The following is a 20,167-nucleotide window of genomic DNA, read 5'->3' on the forward strand; positions in this document are numbered from 1 at the left end:
TGCGACGTTCGTAGTGAGCCGAACGGGGCATTTCTGGAACCGGGCGTCCCGATTCCCGCCTGACCTCCTCTAATGACTCTGACGGGCCCCTGCACCCGCGCGACGTGCGCGGGCGACGCCCGCTTAGGAGTTGGAGGAATCGTGTTCCTGGGTTCACGATCACGCCTGCGCGCCGCGGTCATCGCCGCGGCCGTGGGCGCCGGTGTGCTGGCGGCGGCCATCCCTGCCGCCGCCGCGCCCGCCGCAGGTACGCGTAGTTATCTGGTCATCACGGCGCCCGGCGACACCGCCGGTGCCAAGACGGCCGTGAGCAGCAACGGCGGGACGGTGTGGTCGAGCTACGACGCCATCGGTGTCGTCGTCGCGCACTCGGGCGCGGCGGACTTCGCCACCAGGATGCGCACCGTCACCGGTGTGCAGAAGGTCGGCGCGACCCGCACGAGCGACGTTCCCGCCGAGGCGGCGAACCCGCCGGTGCCCACCTCGCCGTCGCAGGCCACTCCGGCGACCGGTGAGCCGGTGCGCACGGACATGAGCCAGATCGGCGCCGACAGAGCGTGGGCGGTCAACACCGGGTCGTCCAGCGTCACGGTCGGTGTGCTCGACACGGGTGTCGACGACCAGCACGCGGATCTCGCGCCGAACTTCGACTCCGCCAACTCCGCCTCCTGCGCCTACGGCAAACTCGACACGCGCACTGGTTCGTGGCGTGACACGGGCTCGCACGGCACGCACGTCGCGGGCACCATCGCGGCCGCCAAGAACGGCCGTGGCATGGTCGGTGTCGCTCCCGGCGTGAAGGTCGCGTCGGTGCGCATCGCCGAGAAGCCGAGCGGGCTGTTCTTCCCCGAGAACACCATCTGCGCCATGGTCTTCTCCGGTGACCGCGGCTTCGAGGTGACCAACAACAGCTACTACACGGACCCGTGGCTGTTCAACTGCCCGGACAACGCCGACCAGGACGCGATCCTCGAAGGTGTGAAGCGCGCGGTGGCCTACGCCGAGGGCAAGGGCGTGCTCAACGTCGCCGCGGCGGGCAACGAGAACTACAACCTCGCGAACAAGTCGAGCGACAGCAGCAGCCCCAACGACTCGACCCCGTCGAGCCGCACCGTCACCAACGCCTGCCTGAGCGTGCCGACCGAGGTCTCCGGCGTGGTGAGCGTGGCGTCGATCAACTCCAGCAACACCAAGTCGTCGTTCTCGAACTTCGGCACCGACAAGATCCACGTCGCGGCGCCCGGCGACAGCGTCTACTCGACGATCCCCGGCGGCCGCTACACCACCATGTCCGGCACCTCGATGGCCTCCCCGCACGTCGCGGGCGTCGCCGCGCTGCTCAAGTCGACCAACCCCACCGCCACCCCGGCGCAGCTGCGCGCGCTGCTCGCGAACCAGGCGGACGACCTGGGCTGCACCGACAGCCGGTGCAGCGGTACGTCGGCGAAGAACAACTTCTTCGGTGAGGGACGCGTCGACGCGTTCGCCGCGGTCGACACCGGCACGCCTCCCGGCGGCGGCGCGTTCGAGAACACCACCGACGTGGCCATCCCGGACGCGGGCGCGGCCGTGACCAGCTCCATCGCGGTCACCGGCGTCTCCGGCAACGCCCCGGCGACGTTGAAGGTCGACGTCAACATCGTGCACACCTACCGCGGTGACCTGGTCGTCGACCTGATCGCCCCGGACGGCACGGCGTACCGGCTGAAGGCCTCCAACAACGACTCCGCCGACAACGTCGTGGCGACCTACACGGTCAACGCGTCCAGCGAGGTCGCGAACGGCACGTGGAAGCTGCAGGTCCAGGACGTCGCGCGGCAGGACACCGGCTACATCAACTCCTGGAAGCTCACCTTCTGAAAAGCATTCGGAGGAACCTCGGCCGCCACGGCTAACTCTGGTCCCCACCCGCAGCGATAGCAGTGACGTGGAACCCGATCTGTGGTCGTCGGCCGCCGAGGCCCTCGACGAGCACGAACACGCCCTCGTGACGGCACGGCTCGCGGGCGCCATCCTCGGCCCCGGCCAGACCGAACGCCTCGCCCGCGGTGAGCGCGACGTCGTGTTCCTGCTGCCGGACCGCCTCCTGTTCGTGCGGCCAGAGCCGTTCTGGGCCGGGTCGTACGACCGGGAGCAGGTGGTCCGCATCATGCTGGCCGCCGGTCACGTCCAGTTCGACGTGACCGGCGGTGACAGCCTCGAGTTCTGGATCGACACCGACCTCTCCCCCGCCGAGCCGTTCGTGGAGGAGGCGGAGGCCTGGCTGGCGCCGCGCAAGAGCTCCAACAACGGCGCGGTCGTCGGGTTCGGGCTCGCGATCATCATCGCCCTGCTCTTCGTCCTGGGACCCGCGGACGGCTCGTCGCCGGACAGCGGGCTGACCGTCCGGTCGAGTTGCAGCGACTTTCTGCGGGCCGGTCTGGACGAGCAGATCGAGCTGCTCCGGCGGATCTTCGCGCAGGTGGGCATGGCCGACGAGGCGGAGAAGCCGACGACGCTCGAGACGACCCGGCGGCACTGCGAGAGCAACGGCGGCACGCTCGACTCGCTGCTGTCCGGGAAGTGAGCCTTACGCTGCGGGGATGTTCGACACCCGCCAGCTAGAGGTCTTCGCGACGGTGGCCAGGACCGGATCGTTCAGCGCCGCCGCACGGCTGCTGCACTGCACGCAGCCCGCCGTCAGCCAGCAGATGCGCGCGCTGGAACGGCAGGTCGGCGGGCCGCTGTTCGTGCGGACGGGCCGGGGGCTGCACCTCACGGAGGCCGGCCGGATCCTGGCGGAACGCGGGTCGGACCTGCTGGACCGGCTGGCGACGACGCACCAGCAGGTCAGCGCGATAGCGACGCACGACATCGGCACGATCCGGATCTGCGCGTTCCCCAGCGCCAACGTCTCGCTGGTGCCCGCGGCGGCGGCGATCCTGGCCGAGGAACGGCCTGCGTTGCGGCTCGAACTGGTCGAGGAGGAGCCGCCGGACTCGTTCGCGCTGCTCCGGCGCGGTGAGGTCGACCTGGTGCTGAGCTTCAGCTACCTCGACGAACCGCAGGACGAGGCCACCGTCAACGGCATGCTGAGCGTGCCGTTGCTGCGAGAGCCGCTCGCGTTGCTCGTGCCCGCGGGTCATCGGCTCGCCGGACGGGAGCGGGTGTCGTTGACCGAGGCGGCGGAGGAACGCTGGATCGCCGGTTGCGTGCGGTGCCAGCGCGCGTTGCACCAGGCGTGCGACAAGGCGGGGTTCGTCCCGGACATCACCTGCTCGACCGACGACAACCTGGCCATTCAGAGCCTCGTCACCGCAGGTCTGGGCGTCGCGCTGGTGCCGAGGCTGCTGCTGTCGTTCCTGCAGCACCCCGGTCTGGTGGCTGTGGAGGTGGAGTCGGCGGCGCAACGGCTGACCGCGCTGTACACGTGGCCGGACCTCATCAAGCTGCCGATCATGCGCGCCACGGTGGACGCGCTGATCTCCGCGTCGGCGCGGGCATAAGCGCGCCTTATAGGCCCCCAACAAATGGCCATCTACTGCGCATAGCCCGTGCTCGCCATCGTGGGTGGCATGGGCATCGTCAGGACGACTCCGCGCACGGCAGACTCGGTCCTGCCCGGCCTCGCCCTGGTCGCAGCCGGTGTCGCGGTCGCGATGGTCGTGTCCTGGCTCTTCCCCTCGGTCAGCGCGCTCACGGTCGCCGTGCTGCTCGGCGCGGTCGTCGCCAACGTCGTGACTCTACCGCAGTCGGTCACTCCGGGCATGAAGGTCGCCGGACGGCGTCTGCTGCGGCTCGGCGTGGTGTTGCTCGGCCTGAAGCTGGTCTTCCAGGACGTGCTGAAGCTCGGCTACGAGATCCTGGTCCTCGCGGTCGTCGCCGTGGTCGTGACGTTCGTCGTGACGCGGTGGCTCGGGCGGGTGCTCGGGGTGAGCGAGGGCCTATCGTTGCTGATCGCGACCGGGTTCTCGATCTGCGGCGCCTCCGCGGTGGCCGCGATGAACAGCGTGCGGCAGCAGGACGAGGAGGACGTGGCGAAAGCGCTCGGCCTGGTCACGCTCTTCGGCACCGTCGCGATGTTCGGCCTGCCCGCGCTCTTCCCCCTGACCGGCCTCACGTCCTCGCAGTACGGGGTGTGGGCGGGCGGCAGCGTGCACGAGGTCGCGCAGGTCGTGGCCGCCGCCGGACCGGTGAGCGGCGCACTGGCCATCGCCGTCGCGGTGAAGCTGACGCGGGTCGTGCTGCTCGCGCCGATGCTCGCCGCCGTGAGCTTCGCCGAACGTCTCAAGTACCCGACCTCGGGCCAGCGTCCGCCGATCGTGCCGTTGTTCGTGCTCGGTTTCCTCGCCATGGCGGCGATCCGGGCGACCGGTCTGCTGCCCGACGCCGTGCTGTCGGCGGCGACGTTCGTCGACAACGTGCTGCTGGCGGCGGGCATGTTCGCCCTCGGCACGGCGGTGCGCCTGCGCTCCCTGATCCGCTCCGGCCCTGCCGTGCTGCTGCTGGGCCTGCTCTCGACCACGGTGATCGTCGTGCTGGTGCTCACGGGCACGGTGTTGATCGGCTGATCTCCCCTTCCCGAAGGAGGACCCGCTCATGACGCACAGCCTGCTCTCCCCCACGGCCACGCTTCTGGTGGGCTCGCTCCGGGGCGCGGTCCAGGGCGGTGGTGACGACCGAACCGTTGCCGCACGGGTGTCCCGCACGCTGGAAGGTCACCTCACCGACCCGTTCCTGCTGAGCGCGGCGCAGCGCGAACCCGACCCGGACGCGTACCGCCAGCACGTCCTGCACGTCGAACCGGACGGCAGCTTCTCCGTCGTCGCGCTGGTCTGGTTACCAGGCCAGGAAACGTGCATCCACGACCACGTGTCGTGGTGCGTCGTCGGCACCTACGTCGGCGAGGAGGAGGAAACCACCTACCGGCTGCGCGGCGATCGGCTGATCCCGTTGCGCGTCAACAAGACCCCGGAGGGCGTGGCGGCCTACCTCGTGCCGCCGGGCGACATCCACAAGGTGTGCAACAACTCCAGCTCCGTCGCGATCTCGATCCACGTCTACGGGGCCGACGTCAGCATCCTCGGCACGAGCATCCGGCGCCGCTACGACCAGCCCGTCAGCGGGCGATGATCCCCCGCTCGATCGCACCGGTGGCGAACGCGACCAGCTGAGCCGGCCTGACCCGGTTGATCCGCGCGCCCTGCAGCAGGAGGTCGTCCGCGAGGCCGATCAACGAGTCCCAGACCCAGTGCGGCAGCGCGGGATCGTCGATCAGCTCCTGCCCACTCGCCTCGGCCGTCTCCTTCAACGCCTTGGCGAGGGCCTTGAGCGTCTTGCGGTAGTCCTGGGCCGAGCTCGTGACCTCCTTGCCCCGCCGGCCACCGGAGAGCACCTTGGCCTCCCACTGCGCGGCCGACCGCCCGAACCGCCGCCAGAACTCGGTTATCTGCGGCTCGATCTCCCTGAGCACACCCGAGATCCCGAGGCCGCGGTCGACGGACGCGAGGGTGCGTTGCAGCTCGTCCAGGCGGCGTTCCATCAACGCCGCGAAGACGTCCTCCTTGCCGGAGAAGTACTGGTAGACGGTGCCGGAGCTGACGCCGGCGCCGACCGCGATCGCGCGCATGGTCAGGCCCGCGTAGCCCTGCCCGTCGAGGATCAGCTCGGCGGACGCCAGGATGTCGCGCCGCCTGCCTTCGGCGTCTCCCCAGGCCGTCTGCTCGGTGCTCACGCCGTTCAGCCTAACTTGAACAACGTTCAGAACGCATATTGAACGTTGTTCGTTTTGCTCGCTACCCTCGGGTGCATGGCGGAGACCGATGGGGAGCTGGCCAGGAGACTGGCCGTCGAGACCGGCCGGTTGCTGGTCAGCGTGAGACCGGGCGACGGTGACCACGTCGCGCAGCTCTTCCTCGCGGCACAGCTGGAAGAGCACCGCCCGGACGACGCGGTGCTGTCCGAGGAGGCACCGGACGACCCGCGCAGGCTCACCGCCGACCGGGTGTGGATCATCGACCCGCTGGACGGCAGCCGCGAGTACGCCGAACCAGGCCGCACCGACTGGGCCGTGCACGTGGCGCTGTGGGAACGCGGCGACCTCGTCGCGGGAGCGGTCGCGGTGCCCGCGTTGCTCGCCACCCCGCGGACCTCGCACCGCCGGGTCCGGATCGTCGTCAGCCGCACGCGACCGCCCGCGTTCGCGCAGCGGGTCGCCGAGGCGCTGGGCGGCGTGCTGGTGCCGATGGGCAGCGCGGGCGCGAAGACGATGGCCGTGGTGCGCGGCGACGCCGACGCGTACCTGCACGAGGGCGGCATGTACGAGTGGGACTCGGCCGCACCCGTCTACGTCGCCCGGCGGGCCGGGCTGCACGCCTCGCGTGTCGACGGACGGCCGCTCGTCTACAACCAGCCCGACCCGTGGCTGCCCGACCTGCTGATCTGCCGTCCCGAACTCGCGGGGGTGCTCGTGTGAACCACCTCGACCAGCTGGAAGCCGACAGCATCGACATCTTCCGCGAGGCCGTGGCGGAGAGCGAACGGCCGGTGCTGCTGTACTCGATCGGCAAGGACAGCTCGGTGCTGCTCCACCTGGCGCGCAAGGCCTTCCACCCGTCGAAGCCGCCGTTCCCGCTGCTGCACGTGGACACCACGTGGAAGTTCCGGGAGATGATCGCGTTCCGGGACTCCACGGTCGCCTCCCTCGGCCTGGAACTGATCGTGCACCGCAACCCGGACTGCGTCGCGGCGGGCATCAACCCGTTCGACCACGGTTCCGCCGTGCACACCGACCTGTGGAAGACGCAGGGTCTGCGGCAGGCGCTGGACGAGCACCGCTTCGATGTCGCGTTCGGCGGCGCACGACGGGACGAGGAAGCTTCACGCGCCAAGGAAAGGGTGTTCTCGTTCCGCACCGCGCAGCACCAGTGGGACCCGAAGAACCAGCGCCCCGAACTGTGGCGGCTCTACAACACGCGGGTCGCGCCCGGCGAGAGCATCAGGGTGTTCCCGCTGTCGAACTGGACCGAGCTCGACGTGTGGCGCTACGTCGAACGCGAGCGGATTCCCGTGGTGCCGCTGTACTTCGCGGCCTCGCGCCCGGTGGTCGACCGCGACGGCGCGCTGATCATGGTCGACGACGACCGGATGCCGTTGCACTCCGAACCGCGCCACGAGCTGGTCCGGTTCCGCACGCTCGGCTGCTACCCGCTGACCGGCGCGGTGCGCAGCGAGGCCCGCACGGTCGCGGAGATCGTCGAGGAGATGCGCGCCGCGACGACGTCGGAGCGGCAGGGCCGGGTGATCGACCACGACCGGAGCGGGTCGATGGAGCGCAAGAAGCGGGAGGGCTACTTCTGATGGAGCTTCTGCGGTTCATCACCTGCGGCAGCGTCGACGACGGCAAGAGCACGCTGATCGGGCGCCTGCTCTACGAGTCGAAACTGCTGTACGCCGACCACCTCGCGGCGCTGGAGGCCGACTCACGGCGGGTCGGCACGCGCGGCGGCGACCTGGACTTCGCGCTTCTCGTGGACGGTCTGGCGGCGGAACGCGAGCAGGGCATCACGATCGACGTCGCCTACCGGTTCTTCGCCACGGAGGCGCGGCGGTTCATCGTCGCGGACACCCCGGGACACGAGCAGTACACGCGCAACATGGTCACCGGCGCTTCCACGGCCGATGCGGCTGTGCTGCTGCTCGACGCGCGCAAGGGCGTGCTCAGCCAGACGCGCCGGCACGCGCGCATCGTGTCGTTGCTGGGCATCCGGCACGTGGCCGTGGCGGTGAACAAGCTCGACCTGCTGGGGTACTCGCAGGACGCGTTCGAGCAGGTCAGGGCCGAGTTCCTGGAGTTCTCGGCGGGGCTGGACCTCGACGGGATCACCTGCGTGCCGATGTCGGCGACCGAGGGCGTCAACGTGGTCGGGCGCAGCGATCTGACCCCCTGGTACGACGGCCCGACCCTGCTGCGGTGGCTGGAGACGGTGGCACCTCCAACGAGACGAGACGGTCCGTCTCGTTTTCTCGTGCAGTGGGTGAACAGGCCGGACGCGACGTTCCGGGGGCTGTCGGGGCGCGTGCTGGACGGGACGCTGAAACGAGACGAGACGGTCCGTCTCGTTCCGGGTGGCGGGACCACCACCGTGGCGCGGATCGTCACGATGGACGGCGATCTGGAGGAGGCGCCGACCGGGTCGTCGGTCACCGTCGTGCTGGCGGACGACGTGGACGCGAGCCGCGGTGACGTGCTGGGCGCGGCCGGGGACCCGCCCGGCGCGGCCGACTCGTTCCAGGCGAGGCTGGTCTGGCTGCACGAGACAGGACTGCTGCCCGGCCGGCAGTACCTGGCCAAGATCGGCGCGCGCACGGTCGGGTTCACCGCGACCAAGGCGTTGGGGCTCAACGAGATCGGCGTCGACACCGTGCACTTCGACGCACCCGTGCCGTTCGAGGGCTACCGCGCCAACCGCGATCTCGGGTCGTTCATCGTGCTCGACCGGCTGTCGAACGCCACGGTCGGCGCCGGGATGATCGACTTCGCGCTGAGCCCGGTGAACGTGCGCTGGCAGGCGCTCACCGTCGACAAGCGGGCGCGGATCGCGCGCAACGGGCACCGGCCGTGCGTCGTGTGGCTGACCGGGCTGTCCGGCGCGGGCAAGTCCACGATCGCGGACCTGGTCGAGAGGACGCTGCACGCCGAGGGCAGGCACACGTTCCTGCTCGACGGCGACAACGTCCGGCACGGGCTCAACTCCGACCTCGGGTTCACCGACGCCGACCGGGTCGAGAACATCCGGCGCATCGCCGAGGTCGCCGCGCTGATGGTCGACGCGGGACTGGTCGTGCTCGTCTCGTTCATCTCGCCGTTCCGGGCCGAGCGGGCGCTCGCACGGGAGCTGGTCGACGAGAACGAGTTCTGCGAGGTCTTCGTCGACACCCCGCTCGAAGTCGCCGAGCAACGCGACCCGAAAGGCCTGTACCGCAAGGCGCGCAGGGGTGAGCTGGCGAACTTCACCGGCATCGACTCCCCCTACGAACCGCCGCTGCAACCCGAGGTGCGGCTCGACACGACGATGCTGAGCCCGCAGGCCGCGGCCGACGCCGTGGTGGCGCGGCTTCGCACGCTCGGCGCCTGTTGAACGTTGTCCAAAATCGTGTAGGTTCAGCTAGAACACGTTCTAACTTCGGGAGGCATCCTGTGCCGGACGAGGCGTGGTCGCAGTTCTGCCGGGCGCTGGAGAAGGCCGGTGACGTCGTGCTCTCCGACGGGGCGCCGGACACCCCGCTGGACCGCGCGGAGGGCTACCGGTACCTCGCCCGGCTGACGCGCGAGATGCTCTACTCCTGCCTGGACAACGCCGATCCGGACTTCCCGCGCTTCCACGAGCTCGACCTCGTGAAGATCGGCGCGGACAACCCGGACAACGTCTACCTGTCCGCGAACGTCCGCGGCGACCGCACGTACCGGATCACCGGGACCCGCGGCACCATCGCGTACTTCAGCATCGGCTCCAAGGCCAACCGGTACGCCAAGGACGGCACGATGGCGTCGACAGGCGAGCTGTCCGACGCCGACCTCACGATCGCGCCGGACGGCACGGTGGAGATCATCGCGAGCGCCACCGAACAGGCCGGCAACTGGCTCCCGCTCGCGCCGGACTCCACCGGTCTGGTGGTGCGCCAGACCTACCTCGACCGCACCACCGAGGTCCCCGGTCAGTGGCAGATCGAACAGATCGGTGGGCCCGCCGAACCCGCCGCACTGACGCCCGAGTTCCTGGCGAAGGCGTTGCAGCGGGCGGCTTTGTCGGTGCACGGCACCGCGGCGACGTTCGCGCACTGGACCCGCACGTTCATGGCGCGCCCCAACGAACTGCCCGACTTCGGCCAGGCGATGTTCCAGCGGGCTGGCGGCGATCCCGAGATCTTCTACCTGCACGGGTACTGGGTGCTGAAACCCGGTGAGGCGTGGGTGATCGAGACCGACGTGCCGGACTGCCCGTACTGGAACTTCCAGCTCGACAACTGGTGGATGGAGTCGCTCGACCACCGTCGCCGGATCACCGTCAACAAGCACACGGCGTCGCTCGCGAACGGCCGGCTGACGATCGTGGTGGCCGCCGAGGATCCGGGCGTGGGCAACTGGATCGACACCTGCGGCCACACGTCCGGCACCGCGTTGCTGCGCTGGCTCGGCGCGTCCGAGCACCCCGTCCCGAAGTGCCGCGTGGTGCCGCTGGAGGAGGTTCGATGACCGTCACGGCCGAGCTGAACGTGCCGGAGCTGCTGGAGAAGGCCTCAGCGAAGACCGGGCTCGCGGACTTCGGCGACGACTGGTTCCGCGAGCCGCTGGACGTGCTCGTGCACAGCCTCAACACCGAGGCCGCGTTGTCCCCGCTGGGTTTCGAGCTGACCAGGCACCGCCTCACCGCGCTGCTGTCCGACCGGCTGCGGTTGCGCGCGTTGCAGCGCTCGAACCCCGAGGTGCTGGACGTGGAAGTCCGCGTGGCCGCGGAGATCTGCGGCCTGCCGCGCACCGGATCGACGCTGCTGCACCGGCTTCTGTCCGCCTCACCTCAGGTGACGTCCACGCTGTCGTGGGAGGTCGCCTACCCGCTGCCGTTCCCCGGCGAGAGCCCCGACGCCGAGCAGCGCAAAGCCCGCGCACGGGAACGCATGCAGGTGTTCTCGCAGCTCTCCCCCGACTTCGGCGACCTGCACACCGTGGTGTGGGACGGGCCGGAGGAGGACGTGATCCTGCTGGACCGCACGTTCGTGTCGATGAGCTTCGACTCGTTCTACTGGGTACCCGCGTACGGCGACTGGCTGCGGTCCGCCGACCAGCGCCCCGCCTACCGCGAACTGCGCGAGTGGCTGCAGGTGTTGCAGTGGCAGAACACCTCCCGCTCCCTGCCGTGGGTGCTCAAGTCGCCACACCACCTGACCGCCGTCGACACGGTGCTGGACGAGTTCCCGGACTGCAGGATCGTGATGACGCACCGCTCCCCGGTCAACGCCGTACCGTCCTACGCGTCGATGGTGCGCGCGATGTCCTCGCAGTACAGCGACAGCGCCGATCCGGTCCACATCGGACGGTACTGGTCGCGCAGGTTCACGAGGACCCTGGAAGGCTTCGCCGCGGCCCGCTCGGCCCGCCCGGACCGCTTCGTGGACGTGCGGTTCGCCGACACCGTCAGCAAGCCGCTGGAGGTCGCGCGCGAGGTCCTGAACGCACTGGGCCTCCCGCCAGGACCGGCCGACGACGCCGCGTTCGAGGCCTACCTGGAGCAGAACCGCACCGAACGGCACGGCTCGCACTCCTACGCGCCAGAGGACTTCGGGCTCTCCGAAGACCAGCTGCGCCGCGACTTCGCCTTCTACTCGGAGGTCTACCTGTGATGCTGCAAGACGAGGTCGTGCTGATCACCGGCGTCGGCCCCGGCCTGGGCTCGAAGCTGGCCGTCCGTGCCGCCGCCGAGGGCGCCAAGGTCGTCATGGCCGCCCGCTCGGCCGACGTCATGAAGCAGGCGGAGAAGGACATCACCGCGGCTGGAGGCGAAGCGGTCAGCGTGCAGTGCGACGTCCGCCGCCCCGACGAGGTGGCGCACCTGGTCGAGACGGCCGTCTCGCGCTTCGGCGCCGTCACCGGCCTGGTGAACTCGGCCTTCGGCCACCCCGGCTGGTTCGACCTGCTGGACACGCCGGAGAAGGCGATCCGCCGCTCGATCGACATCATCCTCTTCGGCGCGCTGAACGTGACGCGCGCGGTCGTGCCGCACATGAAGGCCGCCGGACGGGGCTCGATCGTCAACGTGGGCACCATGACCACCCGCAAACCGATGCGCGGCGAAGGCGGCTACGCCGTGGCGAAGGCCGCGATGGCGACCGCGACCCAGTTCCTGGCGCTGGAACTCGGGGAACACGGCATCCGCGCCAACCAGGCCGTGATGGGCTGGCTCGACGGACCGGGTGTGCGCTTCTACCTCAAGTTCACCGCCGAGGCGCGCGGCATCTCGGAGCAGGACGTCTACGACGAGATCGCCGCCCGCAACCCGCTCGGTCGCATCCCTACCGACGACGCCTGCGCGGGCGCCGTGCTCTTCCTGTTGTCCCGCCACGCTTCCGAGGTCACCGGAGCCGTGCTGGACGTCAACGGCGGGGAGTACATGCCGGCATGAGCCACCTCATCGAGTCCGTGACCGTCGAGATCGACGCGCCCGCCGCGTTCGTGTGGGACGTGCTGCTCGACTACCCGAACTATCCACAGTGGAATCCCTACACGCTGGCGGTGTCCACGACCCTGGCCGTGGGCTCGCCGATCGACCTGACGCTGCCGCGCCCGGACGGTACCGAGGGCACGTTCGTCAGCCGCGAGTACGTCCGCGCGGTCGAGCCTCCCCGGCTGCTGCGCTACGACACCGGGGACACGTTCCCCGGCCTGCTCGGCACGCGCGACCAGGTGATCACGCCGCTGTCCGCGGACCGGTGCAGCTACCGGACGTTCGAGACGTTCACCGGCAAGTACGCCGACGCGGTCTTCGCCGCTCAGGGCGCGTACGTGCGGAACGGTTTCAACTCGGTGGCGCACGCGTTGCAGGAACGGGTCGCCACACTGGTCCGCGCTGAGTAGTTCCACCGATGCCGTCCCGGGCCAGGGGCGGCACCCTCGACGTGTGACCGAAATCGACCGTGGCCGCCTCGCCGCACTGGCCGGGTTCGCCATCACCGCCGTCCTGCTCGTGCTGACCGTCGTCGCCTTCCAGACCGGGGCCATGGAGTCCTTCGGCTGGCAGGGCGGCGAGTACGCCTACTCGTTCATCTGGATCGCCCTCGGCTCGGCGGTCGCGGGCGGCGTGGTGAAGATGGCGGCGCCCGCCCCGTGGCGTTCCGCCGGCACGGGCCTGCTGCTCGCGGGCGTCGTCGGCGTGTTCGTCGTGATCGCGCTGATCGTGACGTTCGTGGTGGCCCTGTCCAACCTGAACCTCTAGAGCATCAGCGAGAGCCCGCGCAGGGCCGCCGCGATCTGCTCGCGGTGGCCCTCCAGCGTCTCCCTCGTGACGCCACCGGCCGCCGCGCGGGCGACGTCGTCGGTGGCGACCTTGAGCACCGCGCTCATGGCCGCGGCCTGCACGCGCACCTCGATGGCGTCCAGGGGCATGGAGGTGCGTTCGGCGAGCACCTCGGCCAGCGCGTCCTCGGCCCGTTCGCGCAGCATCAGGTAGGCGGCGCGCAACGCCCGTTCGCCCTGGGTCAGCCGGACGACCGAGAGGACCGCCTCGATGTCCTCGTCGGACGCCGCGTCCAGCAACGGGCTGTAGGCCTCGCGCAGGTGGTCGATGAGCTCGACCTCGCGCGGCCAGGCCCGCACGACCGCGCAGAACGCGTCCACCATCTTGGTGAGCAGCGGTTCGACGCAGCTCTCCTTCTGCGGGAAGTAGCGCCAGAAGGTGCGTTCGGAGACGCCGGCGGCCTGCGCGATCTGCTCGCCCGACGTCGCGGCGACGCCCTGCTCGGCGAACAGCCTGACCGCGTGGCGCGAGAGGTCGAGCCGCTGCCGCTGACGCTGCTCGTCGCTCACCGGTGGCCGTCCGCGGCGAGGCTTTTCTGTCGCAACGTCCGTCATCGGGCGATTTAAGCACGTCACCCGCCCGAGAACATTTATTGGCACCATCTGCCATTAAGCGCTACGGTCGGTGCATGAGCATTGACGCAGAGCGCCTGACGCTGCCGCTGCCCAGGCCGAACGTCCTCGAACTCGCTCCGCTCTACGAGGTGTTGCGACGCGAGGCGCCGATCGCGCCCGTGACGACACCGGCGGGTGATCCCGCCTGGCTCGTGACCCGGTACGAGGAGGTCCGCCTCCTGCTGGGTGACAAGCGCTTCGGCCGGTCCCACCCCGAACCGGAGAAGGCGTCCCGCATCTCGACCTCGGCCGTGCAGGACGGCCCGAGCGGCGAGTACGCGACCGAGGAGGCCGACCACACGCGCATGCGCCGCCTGCTGACGCCGGCGTTCTCCGCCAAGCGGATGCGGATGCTGGGCGACAACATGGAGGAGCTGGTCGACGCCTGCCTCGACCAGCTGATCGCCGAGCACGAGCAGACCGGTGTCGTCGACCTGCACCACGGGCTCGCGTTCCCGTTGCCCGTGGCCATGATCTGCCGGCTGCTCGGCGTGCCGCAGGAGGACAACGAGAAGTTCGCCTCGCTGTCCGAGCGCATGGCCGGCACCGAGATCGGCGAGGACGCCCACAAGGCCCGCGAGGAGTTCTTCGGCTACATGGTCGGGCTCGTCGAGGGCAAGCGCGGCGCGCTCGGCGAGGACGTGATCTCCGACCTCGTGCGCGCCCAGGCCGACGACGCGGCGTTCGACTACGTGCAGATGGTCCGGCTCTGCGTCGGCCTGCTGTTCGCGGGCCACGAGACCACGGTCAACCGCATCGGTCTCGGCGTGCTGTTCCTGCTCACCGAACGCTCGCGCTGGGACGCCCTCGTCGCCGACCCGGACGGGCGCGTCGACGCGGTGGTCGAGGAGGTCATGCGCCTCGGCGCGCCCGGTGACCTCGGCCTGCTGCGGTACGCGCGGGAGGACGTCGACATCGCGGGCGTGACGATCAACGCCGGTGACGCCGTGGTGCTCTCGATCAACGCCGCCAACCGCGACGTGACGGTGTACTCCGACGCCGAGGAGTTCAACCCCGACCGTCCGGAGAGGACGCACCTCGGCTTCGGCCACGGCGCCCACTTCTGCATCGGCGCCTCGCTGGCCCGCACGGAGCTGCGCGTCGTGTTCGCCGCGCTGGCCAAGCGCCTCCCGGAGATGCGGCTCGCCAAGGAGCTCGACCAGCTGCAGGTCCGCGCGACGCTCACCGGCGGTGTGGCGGAGCTGCCCGTCACCTGGAGGTCGGCGTGAACATCGTGGTGGACCAGGGGAAGTGCGTCGGAGCCGGGCAGTGCGTGCTGGCCGCGGACGACGTGTTCAACCAGCGCGACGACGACGGCCTGGTGGACCTGCTCGACGCGAGCCCGCCGTCCGAGCGCCTCGCGGACGTGAAGCACGCGGCCGCCGTCTGCCCGGCGTCGGCGATCGCCGTCTCGGAGTAGTCCTGCGGTGCCGGACCGGTTCGCCGGTCCGGCATTACCCAGGTCAGACGAAGTACGAGTCGTGTTTGACCCGGAACGCGGTGAGGTCGTCCTTCGCGATCTCGCCGAGCTTCTCGAAGTACTCCTCGCGCGGTGCACCGGGCGTGAACAGCAGCAGCATCTCGGCCGGGGCGTCGGAGTCGTTGCGGAAGGCGTGCAACCCGCCCTGCGGCACGTGCAGGAAGTCGCCCTGCCCCGCCTCGATCCACTTGTCGCCGTTGTAGAGGCGCACGACGCCGTTGAGGACGAAGAACGACTCGGAGATCGTCCGGTGGAAGTGCGTCGCCGGGCCGCCCGCCTTCGGCTTCATCATCACCCGGTACAGCCCGAACTCGCCGTTCGTGGTCTCGGTGGTCGCGAGGTAGTGGATGCCGTCGCCCTCGCTGCCCTTGTCCGGCGGGGTGCTCGCGGGGCGGTAGTTCGCGTTGACCTCACCGGTCTGTCCGAAGTAGACCTCTTCGGGATACGACAAGTCCCCTCCTAGCTCTTCATCAACGGCTCCACCAGCTTCGTCCCGTCCGCCTTGCCCACGAAGCAGTGGATCAGCCGGTCCGAGCTGCGGTAGCCGTTCTCCGTCTTCACCTTCCACGCCTCCGCGGTCGGGATGATCACCCAGTACCGCAGGGTCTTCTCCTTGTCCTGGCCGTTCACCTTGTCCGACAGGAACGTCCGCGTGCAACCGGTGCCGCCGATCTTCTTCAGCTCCTCGGCGCCGGGGTACGGCACGTCCTTCTCGATCTCGGTGTTGGCCAGGACGGTGTCGAGCACCTCGACGTCGTGCTCGGCGTAGCAGCCGACGCGGTCCTTGGACTCGATCTTGCGGACGTCCTTGGCGGGCACCCAGGTGAGGCAGGAGTTGCGGAACGCCATCGACACCACGCCGTCCGCGATGTCGCCGCCGGGACCGATCGTCAGGACGGGTTGCATCGCGGCGGTGCTCGCCGGGCCGTCCACCACGCCCAGGCCCCAGCTCGTGAACATCGGCTTGAACACGGTGATGTACAAGGAGATCAGCGCGCCGATGATGAACAACGGCACGAGCGTGGCCGAGAGGATCAGGCCGACGGGCTTCTTGCGGCGCGGCGGGACGGGGAAGACCGGGGCGGGAGCGAACTGGCCGATCGCCACCGGGCCGGAGGTGGGCACGGCGGTCGCGAGCGTCGGGCCTGCCGTCGTCGGCCTGCCGTCCACCACCGGGCCGGTCAGCAGGGGCGGCCTGGTCGGGTGGAGCTCAGCGACGACGAGCGCGCGTTCGATCAGCCGATGTGCTTGCGCGACACCGAGTCTGCGGGCGGGGTCGGGTTCCATCAGGCCGGTGATCAGCTCGCCGAGCGGTCCGGTGACGCGGGGCACCGGGCGTTCGCTCATCACCGCGAGGATCGTCGCCGAGGTGGTCGGGCGGTCGAACGCGCCACGGGCCTCCACGGCGAAGAACAGCGTGGCCCCCAACGCCCACAGGTCCCACGCGGGTGAGGCGTCACCGCCCGCGAGGCGTTCCGGCGCCATGTAGGCGGGCGAGCCGATCAACGTGCCGGTCGCCGTCAGCTTGGGGTCGTCGACGGACTGGGCGATGCCGAAGTCGGTGAGCTTCGCGGTGCCCCTGCCGGGCACCATCACGTTGCCGGGCTTGACGTCCCGGTGCACGACACCGGACGCGTGCGCCGCCTCCAGCGCGTTCAGCAGCTGTCCCGCCAGCGTCGCGGCCGCGCGGGTGGTGAGCGGTCCTGAGGTCTCGACCAGCGACTCCAGGGTCGGGGCGTTGATCAGCTCCATGACGATGAACGTCTGGTCGTCCTCGGAGATGAGGTCGTAGACGGTGACGACGGCGGGGTCCTGCAACTGGCTCGCGATGCGCGCCTCGCGCAGCACCCGTTCCTGGTAGACAGCGCGTTCCGCGGCCGGGACGCCTTGGGGCAGCAGCAGTTCCTTCACCGCGACCTCGCGGCCGAGAACGGTGTCCTTCCCCAGCCACACGGCCCCCATGCCGCCCCGCCCCAGCTCGCGGTCCAGCCGGTAGCGTCTGTTGCCCACCTCGCGCATGCGCGGAAGTCTGTCACCCGGTCCAGTGACGTACACCGGCAGCGTCACCTGACGGGCGCGAGGGCCGCGCGGCTCCACCTAGCGTCCCGCGGCGTGAGACGACTGACGAAGCTGTTGGCCACAACGCTGCTCCTGACCGGTCTGGCGCCCCTCGCGCCGGCGTCGGCGAGCACCCCGGACTGCGCGGAGGTCGCGGTCACCGCCCCCGCGGGCGCGAAGATCGAGTCGGTGGACGCCGTGAGCCGGGAGGCGCACTGCGAGATCACCGTGACGCTGACCCACACCGGCGACCACGTGAAGGTCGTCGTCGGCCTGCCCCGGAACTGGACGGGCCGGTTGCAGGGCGTCGGCGGCAGCGCGTACGCCGCGGGTGACACGGGAGCGCCGTTCGCCCAGGCCCTGCAAGAGGGCTTCGCCGCCGTGACGACCGACGCGGGCGTGCTGGGCGGCCTCGACACGAGCTGGGCGGCCGGCGACGTGGACCGGACCCTGCTCACCAACTTCGCCACGCGCTCGGTGCACGAGGCGGCCGTGATCGCGAAGCAGGTCGTGCGCGGGCACTACCAGCGTGCGGTCACCTACTCGTACTGGAACGGCTGCTCGACCGGTGGCCGCCAGGGTTACGCGGAGGCGCAGCACTTCCCGGACGACTACGACGGCGTCCTCGCCAACGCTCCCGCCGTCGACTGGTCGCGGTTCGCCGTCGCGACGCTGTGGCCGCAGGTCGTGCAGAGCAACGACAAGCACGTCGTCGGCAACTGCGTGCTCGACGCGTTCCGCAAGGCGGCGGTGCAGGCGTGCGACGGGAACGACCGCGTCGTGAACGGCATCGTCGACCGCCCGGACCGGTGCGGTTACGACCCTCGTCAGCTCATCGGCGCGAAGATCCTCTGCGAGGGCGCCGAGGTGACCGTGACGAAGGCCGACGCCGACGTCATGCGCAAGATCTGGGACGGCCCCACCGACGAACGCGGCCGCAGCCTGTGGCCGGGTCTGCCGAAGGGCGCCGACCCGGTGTGGCTCGCAGGCACGCTGCCCGGCGCGTCCGGCCCGGGCTTCCCCGTCGCCGCGCTGTGGGTGCAGAGCTTCCTGTTGAAGCAGCCCGGTTTCGACACCTCGAAGCTGACCTACGCGCAGTACCGCGACCTGTTCCGCCAGTCGGTGCGCGAGTACGACGGCGTCATCGGCACCTCGGACCCTGACCTGTCGGCGTTCCGCCGCTCGGGCGGCAAGCTGATCACGTTCGTCGGCACCAACGATCAGCTCATCCCGCCCGGCGGCACCCTGCGGTACCGCGATGCGGTCGAGCGGCGGATGGGGTACGTGAACGACTTCTACCGCCTGTTCACCGCACCCGGCGTCGACCACTGCTTCGGCGGTGCCGGCGCGCAGCCGACGAACGCGTTGGGCCAGCTCGTCGACTGGGTCGAACGCGGCAAGGCTCCGGCCACCCTCACGGCGGCTTCCGGTGACGCGACCCGTGATCTCTGCGCGTATCCGAAGGTGTCGCGGTACGTCCACGGCGACCCGAAGGCGGCTTCCAGCTACCGCTGCCTCTGAGTCCCCTGCTCGGAGAGCACACCCTCCTCGGCGACCACGAGCGAGTCGATCGCGGCGAAGAACGCCTTGACGCCGGGGAGGTTCGGGCCCTTGGCGCTGGAGGCGGCGTAGTCCGCGGAGGTGCGCCACTCGACGATGTCGAGCCACTCGTCGTTCGGCAGCCGCACGAGCCGGGCACCTCGGAAGCCCTCCCGGTCGGCCTCGAAGTCCGCGATCATGGCCGGCCGGGCGGCGAGCAGCGCCTCGACGTTCTCGGGCTTGACGCGGAAGCGGGTCAGTTCCACCGAAGTAGTCATAGGTTGATGATAGTCACGATTTATGACTATATCCAGACCTGACCCGCTGGTGCTCGGTGATGTCCTCCAAGATGCGCTTGAAGTGCGCGTACTCGCCTTCGCCGACCCGTTCGGCGTGCCGGTCCTGGATCGCGGCCATGATGTGGTCCGCGGCCTTCATCTGCGCGAGGCCGCGGCCCGTCGGGCAGACCAGTTTCGCCCGGCGGTCGCTGGGGTCCGGTCTGCGTTCGACGTAGCCGAGCACCTCCAGCTCGTCGACCAGCGTTCCGATGATCTGCTTGTGCTGCCCGGAGAGGTTCGCGAGGTCCGTCGCGCGAACCCCTTCCGGGTCCAGGTAGGCCAGCACCGCGCCGTGGCGGTGCTTCAGGTCGCCGAACCCCAGGTCTGCGAGGCTTTCGAAGAGCTCCCTCTGGACCGCGAACAGGAGGCGGCCCGACAGGACTCCCAGATCCGGGTTGGAGGCGTTGCGTTCCGCACGGGTCACCATCGGATCACCCTAGCGGCGGGGTTCACGCGGACGGGCCGGACTTGCGTGGTTCCCTCACGTTTCCGGCGTCAGGCGCGCTGCAGCGACCTCGGGTACAGCCAGCTGCCGGGCGTGTCCTCCGCCGGGTTCGTGTAGAAGTCCCGCACCGCCGCCACGTACTCCTGCACGCTGATCGCCCCGTCGCCGTCCGTGTCGAGGTGCGAGAACGCGGTCAGGCACTCCTCGGCGGACAGCCCGCGCGCCTTGAGCAGCACCCCGAACTCGGCGGCGTCGACACGGCCGTCGCCGTTCGTGTCCATGAGGGCGAGCAGGGACTGAACGACTTCAAGGAAGTCCAGGTTGATCGGGCCGCCCTCCACGAAGGCCTCGATCATGGCCGCGCGGTACTCCTCCGGGCCGATGCGGCCGTCGCGGTCGGTGTCGCAGTGCTCGGCGAGCATCTCCCAGAACCTGTCGTAGGCCTCCACGAGGTCCCGGCCGCGGTCGGAGGACGCCGGTTCGCCGTACGCCTGGAGCAGGCGGTTGGCCAGTGCGTAGATGTCCGCCAGTTCGATGACGCCGTTGCGGTTCGCGTCGTAGTGGGCGAAGGTCGAGTCGATCCTGTGCTGCAGCACCTGCTTCATGATCAGGCACTGTGGTGACGCGGCTGGGCAGATGCAACG

Annotated in this window: 23 protein-coding genes; 16 read left to right on the forward strand and 7 right to left on the reverse strand. The window is 70.0% G+C overall.

What is annotated here, in order from left to right; translation table 11 throughout:
* Positions 1-141: 141 nt before the first annotated feature.
* The 5 genes from ACFWN2_RS16595 (at position 142) to ACFWN2_RS16615 (ending at position 5,112) form a co-directional block, all read left to right on the forward strand.
* Positions 142-1,860 carry a S8 family serine peptidase gene (locus tag ACFWN2_RS16595; protein ID WP_382428342.1) on the forward strand — a complete coding sequence of 573 codons (1,719 nt, stop codon included), beginning with the start codon at positions 142-144 and terminating at the stop codon, positions 1,858-1,860.
* A 67-nt stretch (positions 1,861-1,927) separates the two neighbouring features.
* Entirely contained in the window at positions 1,928-2,566 is a 639-nt protein-coding gene (locus tag ACFWN2_RS16600) for a hypothetical protein (RefSeq protein ID WP_382428343.1), read from the forward strand.
* Between the two features lie 16 nt (positions 2,567-2,582).
* Entirely contained in the window at positions 2,583-3,485 is a 903-nt protein-coding gene (locus ACFWN2_RS16605) for a LysR family transcriptional regulator (protein ID WP_382428344.1), read from the forward strand.
* 69 nt (positions 3,486-3,554) lie between these two features.
* Positions 3,555-4,550 carry a YeiH family protein gene (locus ACFWN2_RS16610; protein WP_382428345.1) on the forward strand — a complete coding sequence of 332 codons (996 nt, stop codon included), beginning with the start codon at positions 3,555-3,557 and terminating at the stop codon, positions 4,548-4,550.
* A 28-nt stretch (positions 4,551-4,578) separates the two neighbouring features.
* Positions 4,579-5,112: a hypothetical protein gene (locus ACFWN2_RS16615; protein ID WP_382428346.1), complete on the forward strand. Its 534-nt coding sequence runs from the start codon at positions 4,579-4,581 to the stop codon at positions 5,110-5,112.
* Here ACFWN2_RS16615 and ACFWN2_RS16620 read toward each other — a convergent pair.
* Positions 5,099-5,713: a TetR/AcrR family transcriptional regulator gene (locus ACFWN2_RS16620; protein WP_382428347.1), complete on the reverse strand. Its 615-nt coding sequence runs from the start codon at positions 5,711-5,713 to the stop codon at positions 5,099-5,101. The genes ACFWN2_RS16615 and ACFWN2_RS16620 overlap by 14 nt on opposite strands.
* Positions 5,714-5,788: 75 nt before the next feature.
* Between ACFWN2_RS16620 and ACFWN2_RS16625 the strand changes: the two genes are divergently transcribed.
* Genes ACFWN2_RS16625 through ACFWN2_RS16660 form a run of 8 tightly spaced genes read left to right on the forward strand, consistent with a single transcriptional unit; the run spans position 5,789 to position 12,968 of the window.
* A complete protein-coding gene (locus ACFWN2_RS16625) occupies positions 5,789-6,454 on the forward strand; it encodes a 3'(2'),5'-bisphosphate nucleotidase CysQ (RefSeq protein WP_382428348.1) in 666 nt (221 codons plus the stop codon).
* The gene (cysD, locus tag ACFWN2_RS16630; RefSeq protein ID WP_382428739.1) at positions 6,421-7,338 is read left to right on the forward strand and encodes a sulfate adenylyltransferase subunit CysD; all 918 of its coding nucleotides are present in this window, start codon (positions 6,421-6,423) and stop codon (positions 7,336-7,338) included. The genes ACFWN2_RS16625 and cysD overlap by 34 nt, the downstream gene beginning before the upstream one ends.
* Positions 7,338-9,119, forward strand: coding sequence for an adenylyl-sulfate kinase (gene cysC / locus ACFWN2_RS16635; protein WP_382428349.1), 1,782 nt, complete (start codon positions 7,338-7,340; stop codon positions 9,117-9,119). The genes cysD and cysC overlap by 1 nt, the downstream gene beginning before the upstream one ends.
* A gap of 59 nt (positions 9,120-9,178) precedes the next feature.
* Positions 9,179-10,234 (forward strand): DUF1214 domain-containing protein, encoded by a 1,056-nt coding sequence (locus ACFWN2_RS16640; RefSeq protein ID WP_382428350.1) that lies wholly within the window; start codon positions 9,179-9,181, stop codon positions 10,232-10,234.
* Positions 10,231-11,379, forward strand: coding sequence for a sulfotransferase (locus ACFWN2_RS16645; protein WP_382428351.1), 1,149 nt, complete (start codon positions 10,231-10,233; stop codon positions 11,377-11,379). Before ACFWN2_RS16640 ends, ACFWN2_RS16645 begins: the two co-directional genes overlap by 4 nt.
* Positions 11,379-12,158: an SDR family oxidoreductase gene (locus tag ACFWN2_RS16650; protein WP_382428352.1), complete on the forward strand. Its 780-nt coding sequence runs from the start codon at positions 11,379-11,381 to the stop codon at positions 12,156-12,158. Before ACFWN2_RS16645 ends, ACFWN2_RS16650 begins: the two co-directional genes overlap by 1 nt.
* Entirely contained in the window at positions 12,155-12,610 is a 456-nt protein-coding gene (locus ACFWN2_RS16655) for an SRPBCC family protein (RefSeq protein ID WP_382428353.1), read from the forward strand. The genes ACFWN2_RS16650 and ACFWN2_RS16655 overlap by 4 nt, the downstream gene beginning before the upstream one ends.
* A 43-nt stretch (positions 12,611-12,653) precedes the next feature.
* A complete protein-coding gene (locus tag ACFWN2_RS16660; RefSeq protein WP_382428354.1) occupies positions 12,654-12,968 on the forward strand; it encodes a hypothetical protein in 315 nt (104 codons plus the stop codon).
* On the opposite strand, the gene ACFWN2_RS16665 is transcribed toward ACFWN2_RS16660, so the two are convergent.
* Complete coding sequence (locus ACFWN2_RS16665) at positions 12,965-13,558, reverse strand: TetR family transcriptional regulator (protein WP_382428355.1); 594 nt, start codon at positions 13,556-13,558, stop codon at positions 12,965-12,967. The genes ACFWN2_RS16660 and ACFWN2_RS16665 overlap by 4 nt on opposite strands.
* Positions 13,559-13,677: 119 nt before the next feature.
* Here ACFWN2_RS16665 and ACFWN2_RS16670 point away from each other — a divergent pair, with 119 nt between their 5' ends.
* Positions 13,678-14,892 carry a cytochrome P450 gene (locus ACFWN2_RS16670; RefSeq protein WP_382428356.1) on the forward strand — a complete coding sequence of 405 codons (1,215 nt, stop codon included), beginning with the start codon at positions 13,678-13,680 and terminating at the stop codon, positions 14,890-14,892.
* Positions 14,889-15,083 (forward strand): ferredoxin, encoded by a 195-nt coding sequence (locus ACFWN2_RS16675; RefSeq protein ID WP_382428357.1) that lies wholly within the window; start codon positions 14,889-14,891, stop codon positions 15,081-15,083. The genes ACFWN2_RS16670 and ACFWN2_RS16675 overlap by 4 nt, the downstream gene beginning before the upstream one ends.
* Before the next feature lie 43 nt (positions 15,084-15,126).
* On the opposite strand, the gene ACFWN2_RS16680 is transcribed toward ACFWN2_RS16675, so the two are convergent.
* Positions 15,127-15,594 (reverse strand): cupin domain-containing protein, encoded by a 468-nt coding sequence (locus tag ACFWN2_RS16680; protein WP_382428358.1) that lies wholly within the window; start codon positions 15,592-15,594, stop codon positions 15,127-15,129.
* A gap of 8 nt (positions 15,595-15,602) precedes the next feature.
* Entirely contained in the window at positions 15,603-17,162 is a 1,560-nt protein-coding gene (locus ACFWN2_RS16685; RefSeq protein ID WP_382428359.1) for a serine/threonine-protein kinase, read from the reverse strand.
* 93 nt (positions 17,163-17,255) lie between these two features.
* On the opposite strand from ACFWN2_RS16685, the gene ACFWN2_RS16690 reads away from it, so the two are divergent.
* Positions 17,256-18,722: a tannase/feruloyl esterase family alpha/beta hydrolase gene (locus ACFWN2_RS16690; RefSeq protein WP_382428360.1), complete on the forward strand. Its 1,467-nt coding sequence runs from the start codon at positions 17,256-17,258 to the stop codon at positions 18,720-18,722.
* Here the strand turns inward: ACFWN2_RS16690 and ACFWN2_RS16695 are convergent.
* The 3 genes from ACFWN2_RS16695 to ACFWN2_RS16705 form a co-directional block, all read right to left on the reverse strand.
* Entirely contained in the window at positions 18,707-19,018 is a 312-nt protein-coding gene (locus ACFWN2_RS16695; RefSeq protein WP_382428361.1) for an antibiotic biosynthesis monooxygenase, read from the reverse strand. The two genes, ACFWN2_RS16690 and ACFWN2_RS16695, sit on opposite strands and share 16 nt — an antisense overlap.
* Positions 19,019-19,031: 13 nt before the next feature.
* The gene (locus ACFWN2_RS16700) at positions 19,032-19,505 is read right to left on the reverse strand and encodes a MarR family winged helix-turn-helix transcriptional regulator (RefSeq protein ID WP_382428362.1); all 474 of its coding nucleotides are present in this window, start codon (positions 19,503-19,505) and stop codon (positions 19,032-19,034) included.
* Positions 19,506-19,573: 68 nt separating this feature from the next.
* Positions 19,574-20,128, reverse strand: coding sequence for an EF-hand domain-containing protein (locus ACFWN2_RS16705; protein ID WP_382428363.1), 555 nt, complete (start codon positions 20,126-20,128; stop codon positions 19,574-19,576).
* Between the last annotated feature and the right edge of the window lie 39 nt (positions 20,129-20,167).

This window comes from Lentzea sp. NPDC058436 (assembly GCF_042721515.1).
Lineage (GTDB): Bacteria > Actinomycetota > Actinomycetes > Mycobacteriales > Pseudonocardiaceae > Lentzea.

What these genes read in the sequence shown, in the direction of transcription:
- ACFWN2_RS16605 (WP_382428344.1), top strand. Translation starts at nt 2,583, where the DNA reads ATGTTCGACACCCGCCAGCTAGAGGTCTTCGCGACGGTGGCCAGGACC.
- ACFWN2_RS16610 (WP_382428345.1), top strand. Translation starts at nt 3,555, where the DNA reads ATGGGCATCGTCAGGACGACTCCGCGCACGGCAGACTCGGTCCTGCCC.
- ACFWN2_RS16615 (WP_382428346.1), top strand. Translation starts at nt 4,579, where the DNA reads ATGACGCACAGCCTGCTCTCCCCCACGGCCACGCTTCTGGTGGGCTCG.
- ACFWN2_RS16625 (WP_382428348.1), top strand. Translation starts at nt 5,789, where the DNA reads ATGGCGGAGACCGATGGGGAGCTGGCCAGGAGACTGGCCGTCGAGACC.
- cysC (WP_382428349.1), top strand. Translation starts at nt 7,338, where the DNA reads ATGGAGCTTCTGCGGTTCATCACCTGCGGCAGCGTCGACGACGGCAAG.
- ACFWN2_RS16645 (WP_382428351.1), top strand. Translation starts at nt 10,231, where the DNA reads ATGACCGTCACGGCCGAGCTGAACGTGCCGGAGCTGCTGGAGAAGGCC.
- ACFWN2_RS16650 (WP_382428352.1), top strand. Translation starts at nt 11,379, where the DNA reads ATGCTGCAAGACGAGGTCGTGCTGATCACCGGCGTCGGCCCCGGCCTG.
- ACFWN2_RS16655 (WP_382428353.1), top strand. Translation starts at nt 12,155, where the DNA reads ATGAGCCACCTCATCGAGTCCGTGACCGTCGAGATCGACGCGCCCGCC.
- ACFWN2_RS16670 (WP_382428356.1), top strand. Translation starts at nt 13,678, where the DNA reads ATGAGCATTGACGCAGAGCGCCTGACGCTGCCGCTGCCCAGGCCGAAC.
- ACFWN2_RS16685 (WP_382428359.1), bottom strand. Translation starts at nt 17,162, where the DNA reads ATGCGCGAGGTGGGCAACAGACGCTACCGGCTGGACCGCGAGCTGGGG.
- ACFWN2_RS16695 (WP_382428361.1), bottom strand. Translation starts at nt 19,018, where the DNA reads ATGACTACTTCGGTGGAACTGACCCGCTTCCGCGTCAAGCCCGAGAAC.
- ACFWN2_RS16700 (WP_382428362.1), bottom strand. Translation starts at nt 19,505, where the DNA reads ATGGTGACCCGTGCGGAACGCAACGCCTCCAACCCGGATCTGGGAGTC.
- ACFWN2_RS16705 (WP_382428363.1), bottom strand. Translation starts at nt 20,128, where the DNA reads ATGAAGCAGGTGCTGCAGCACAGGATCGACTCGACCTTCGCCCACTAC.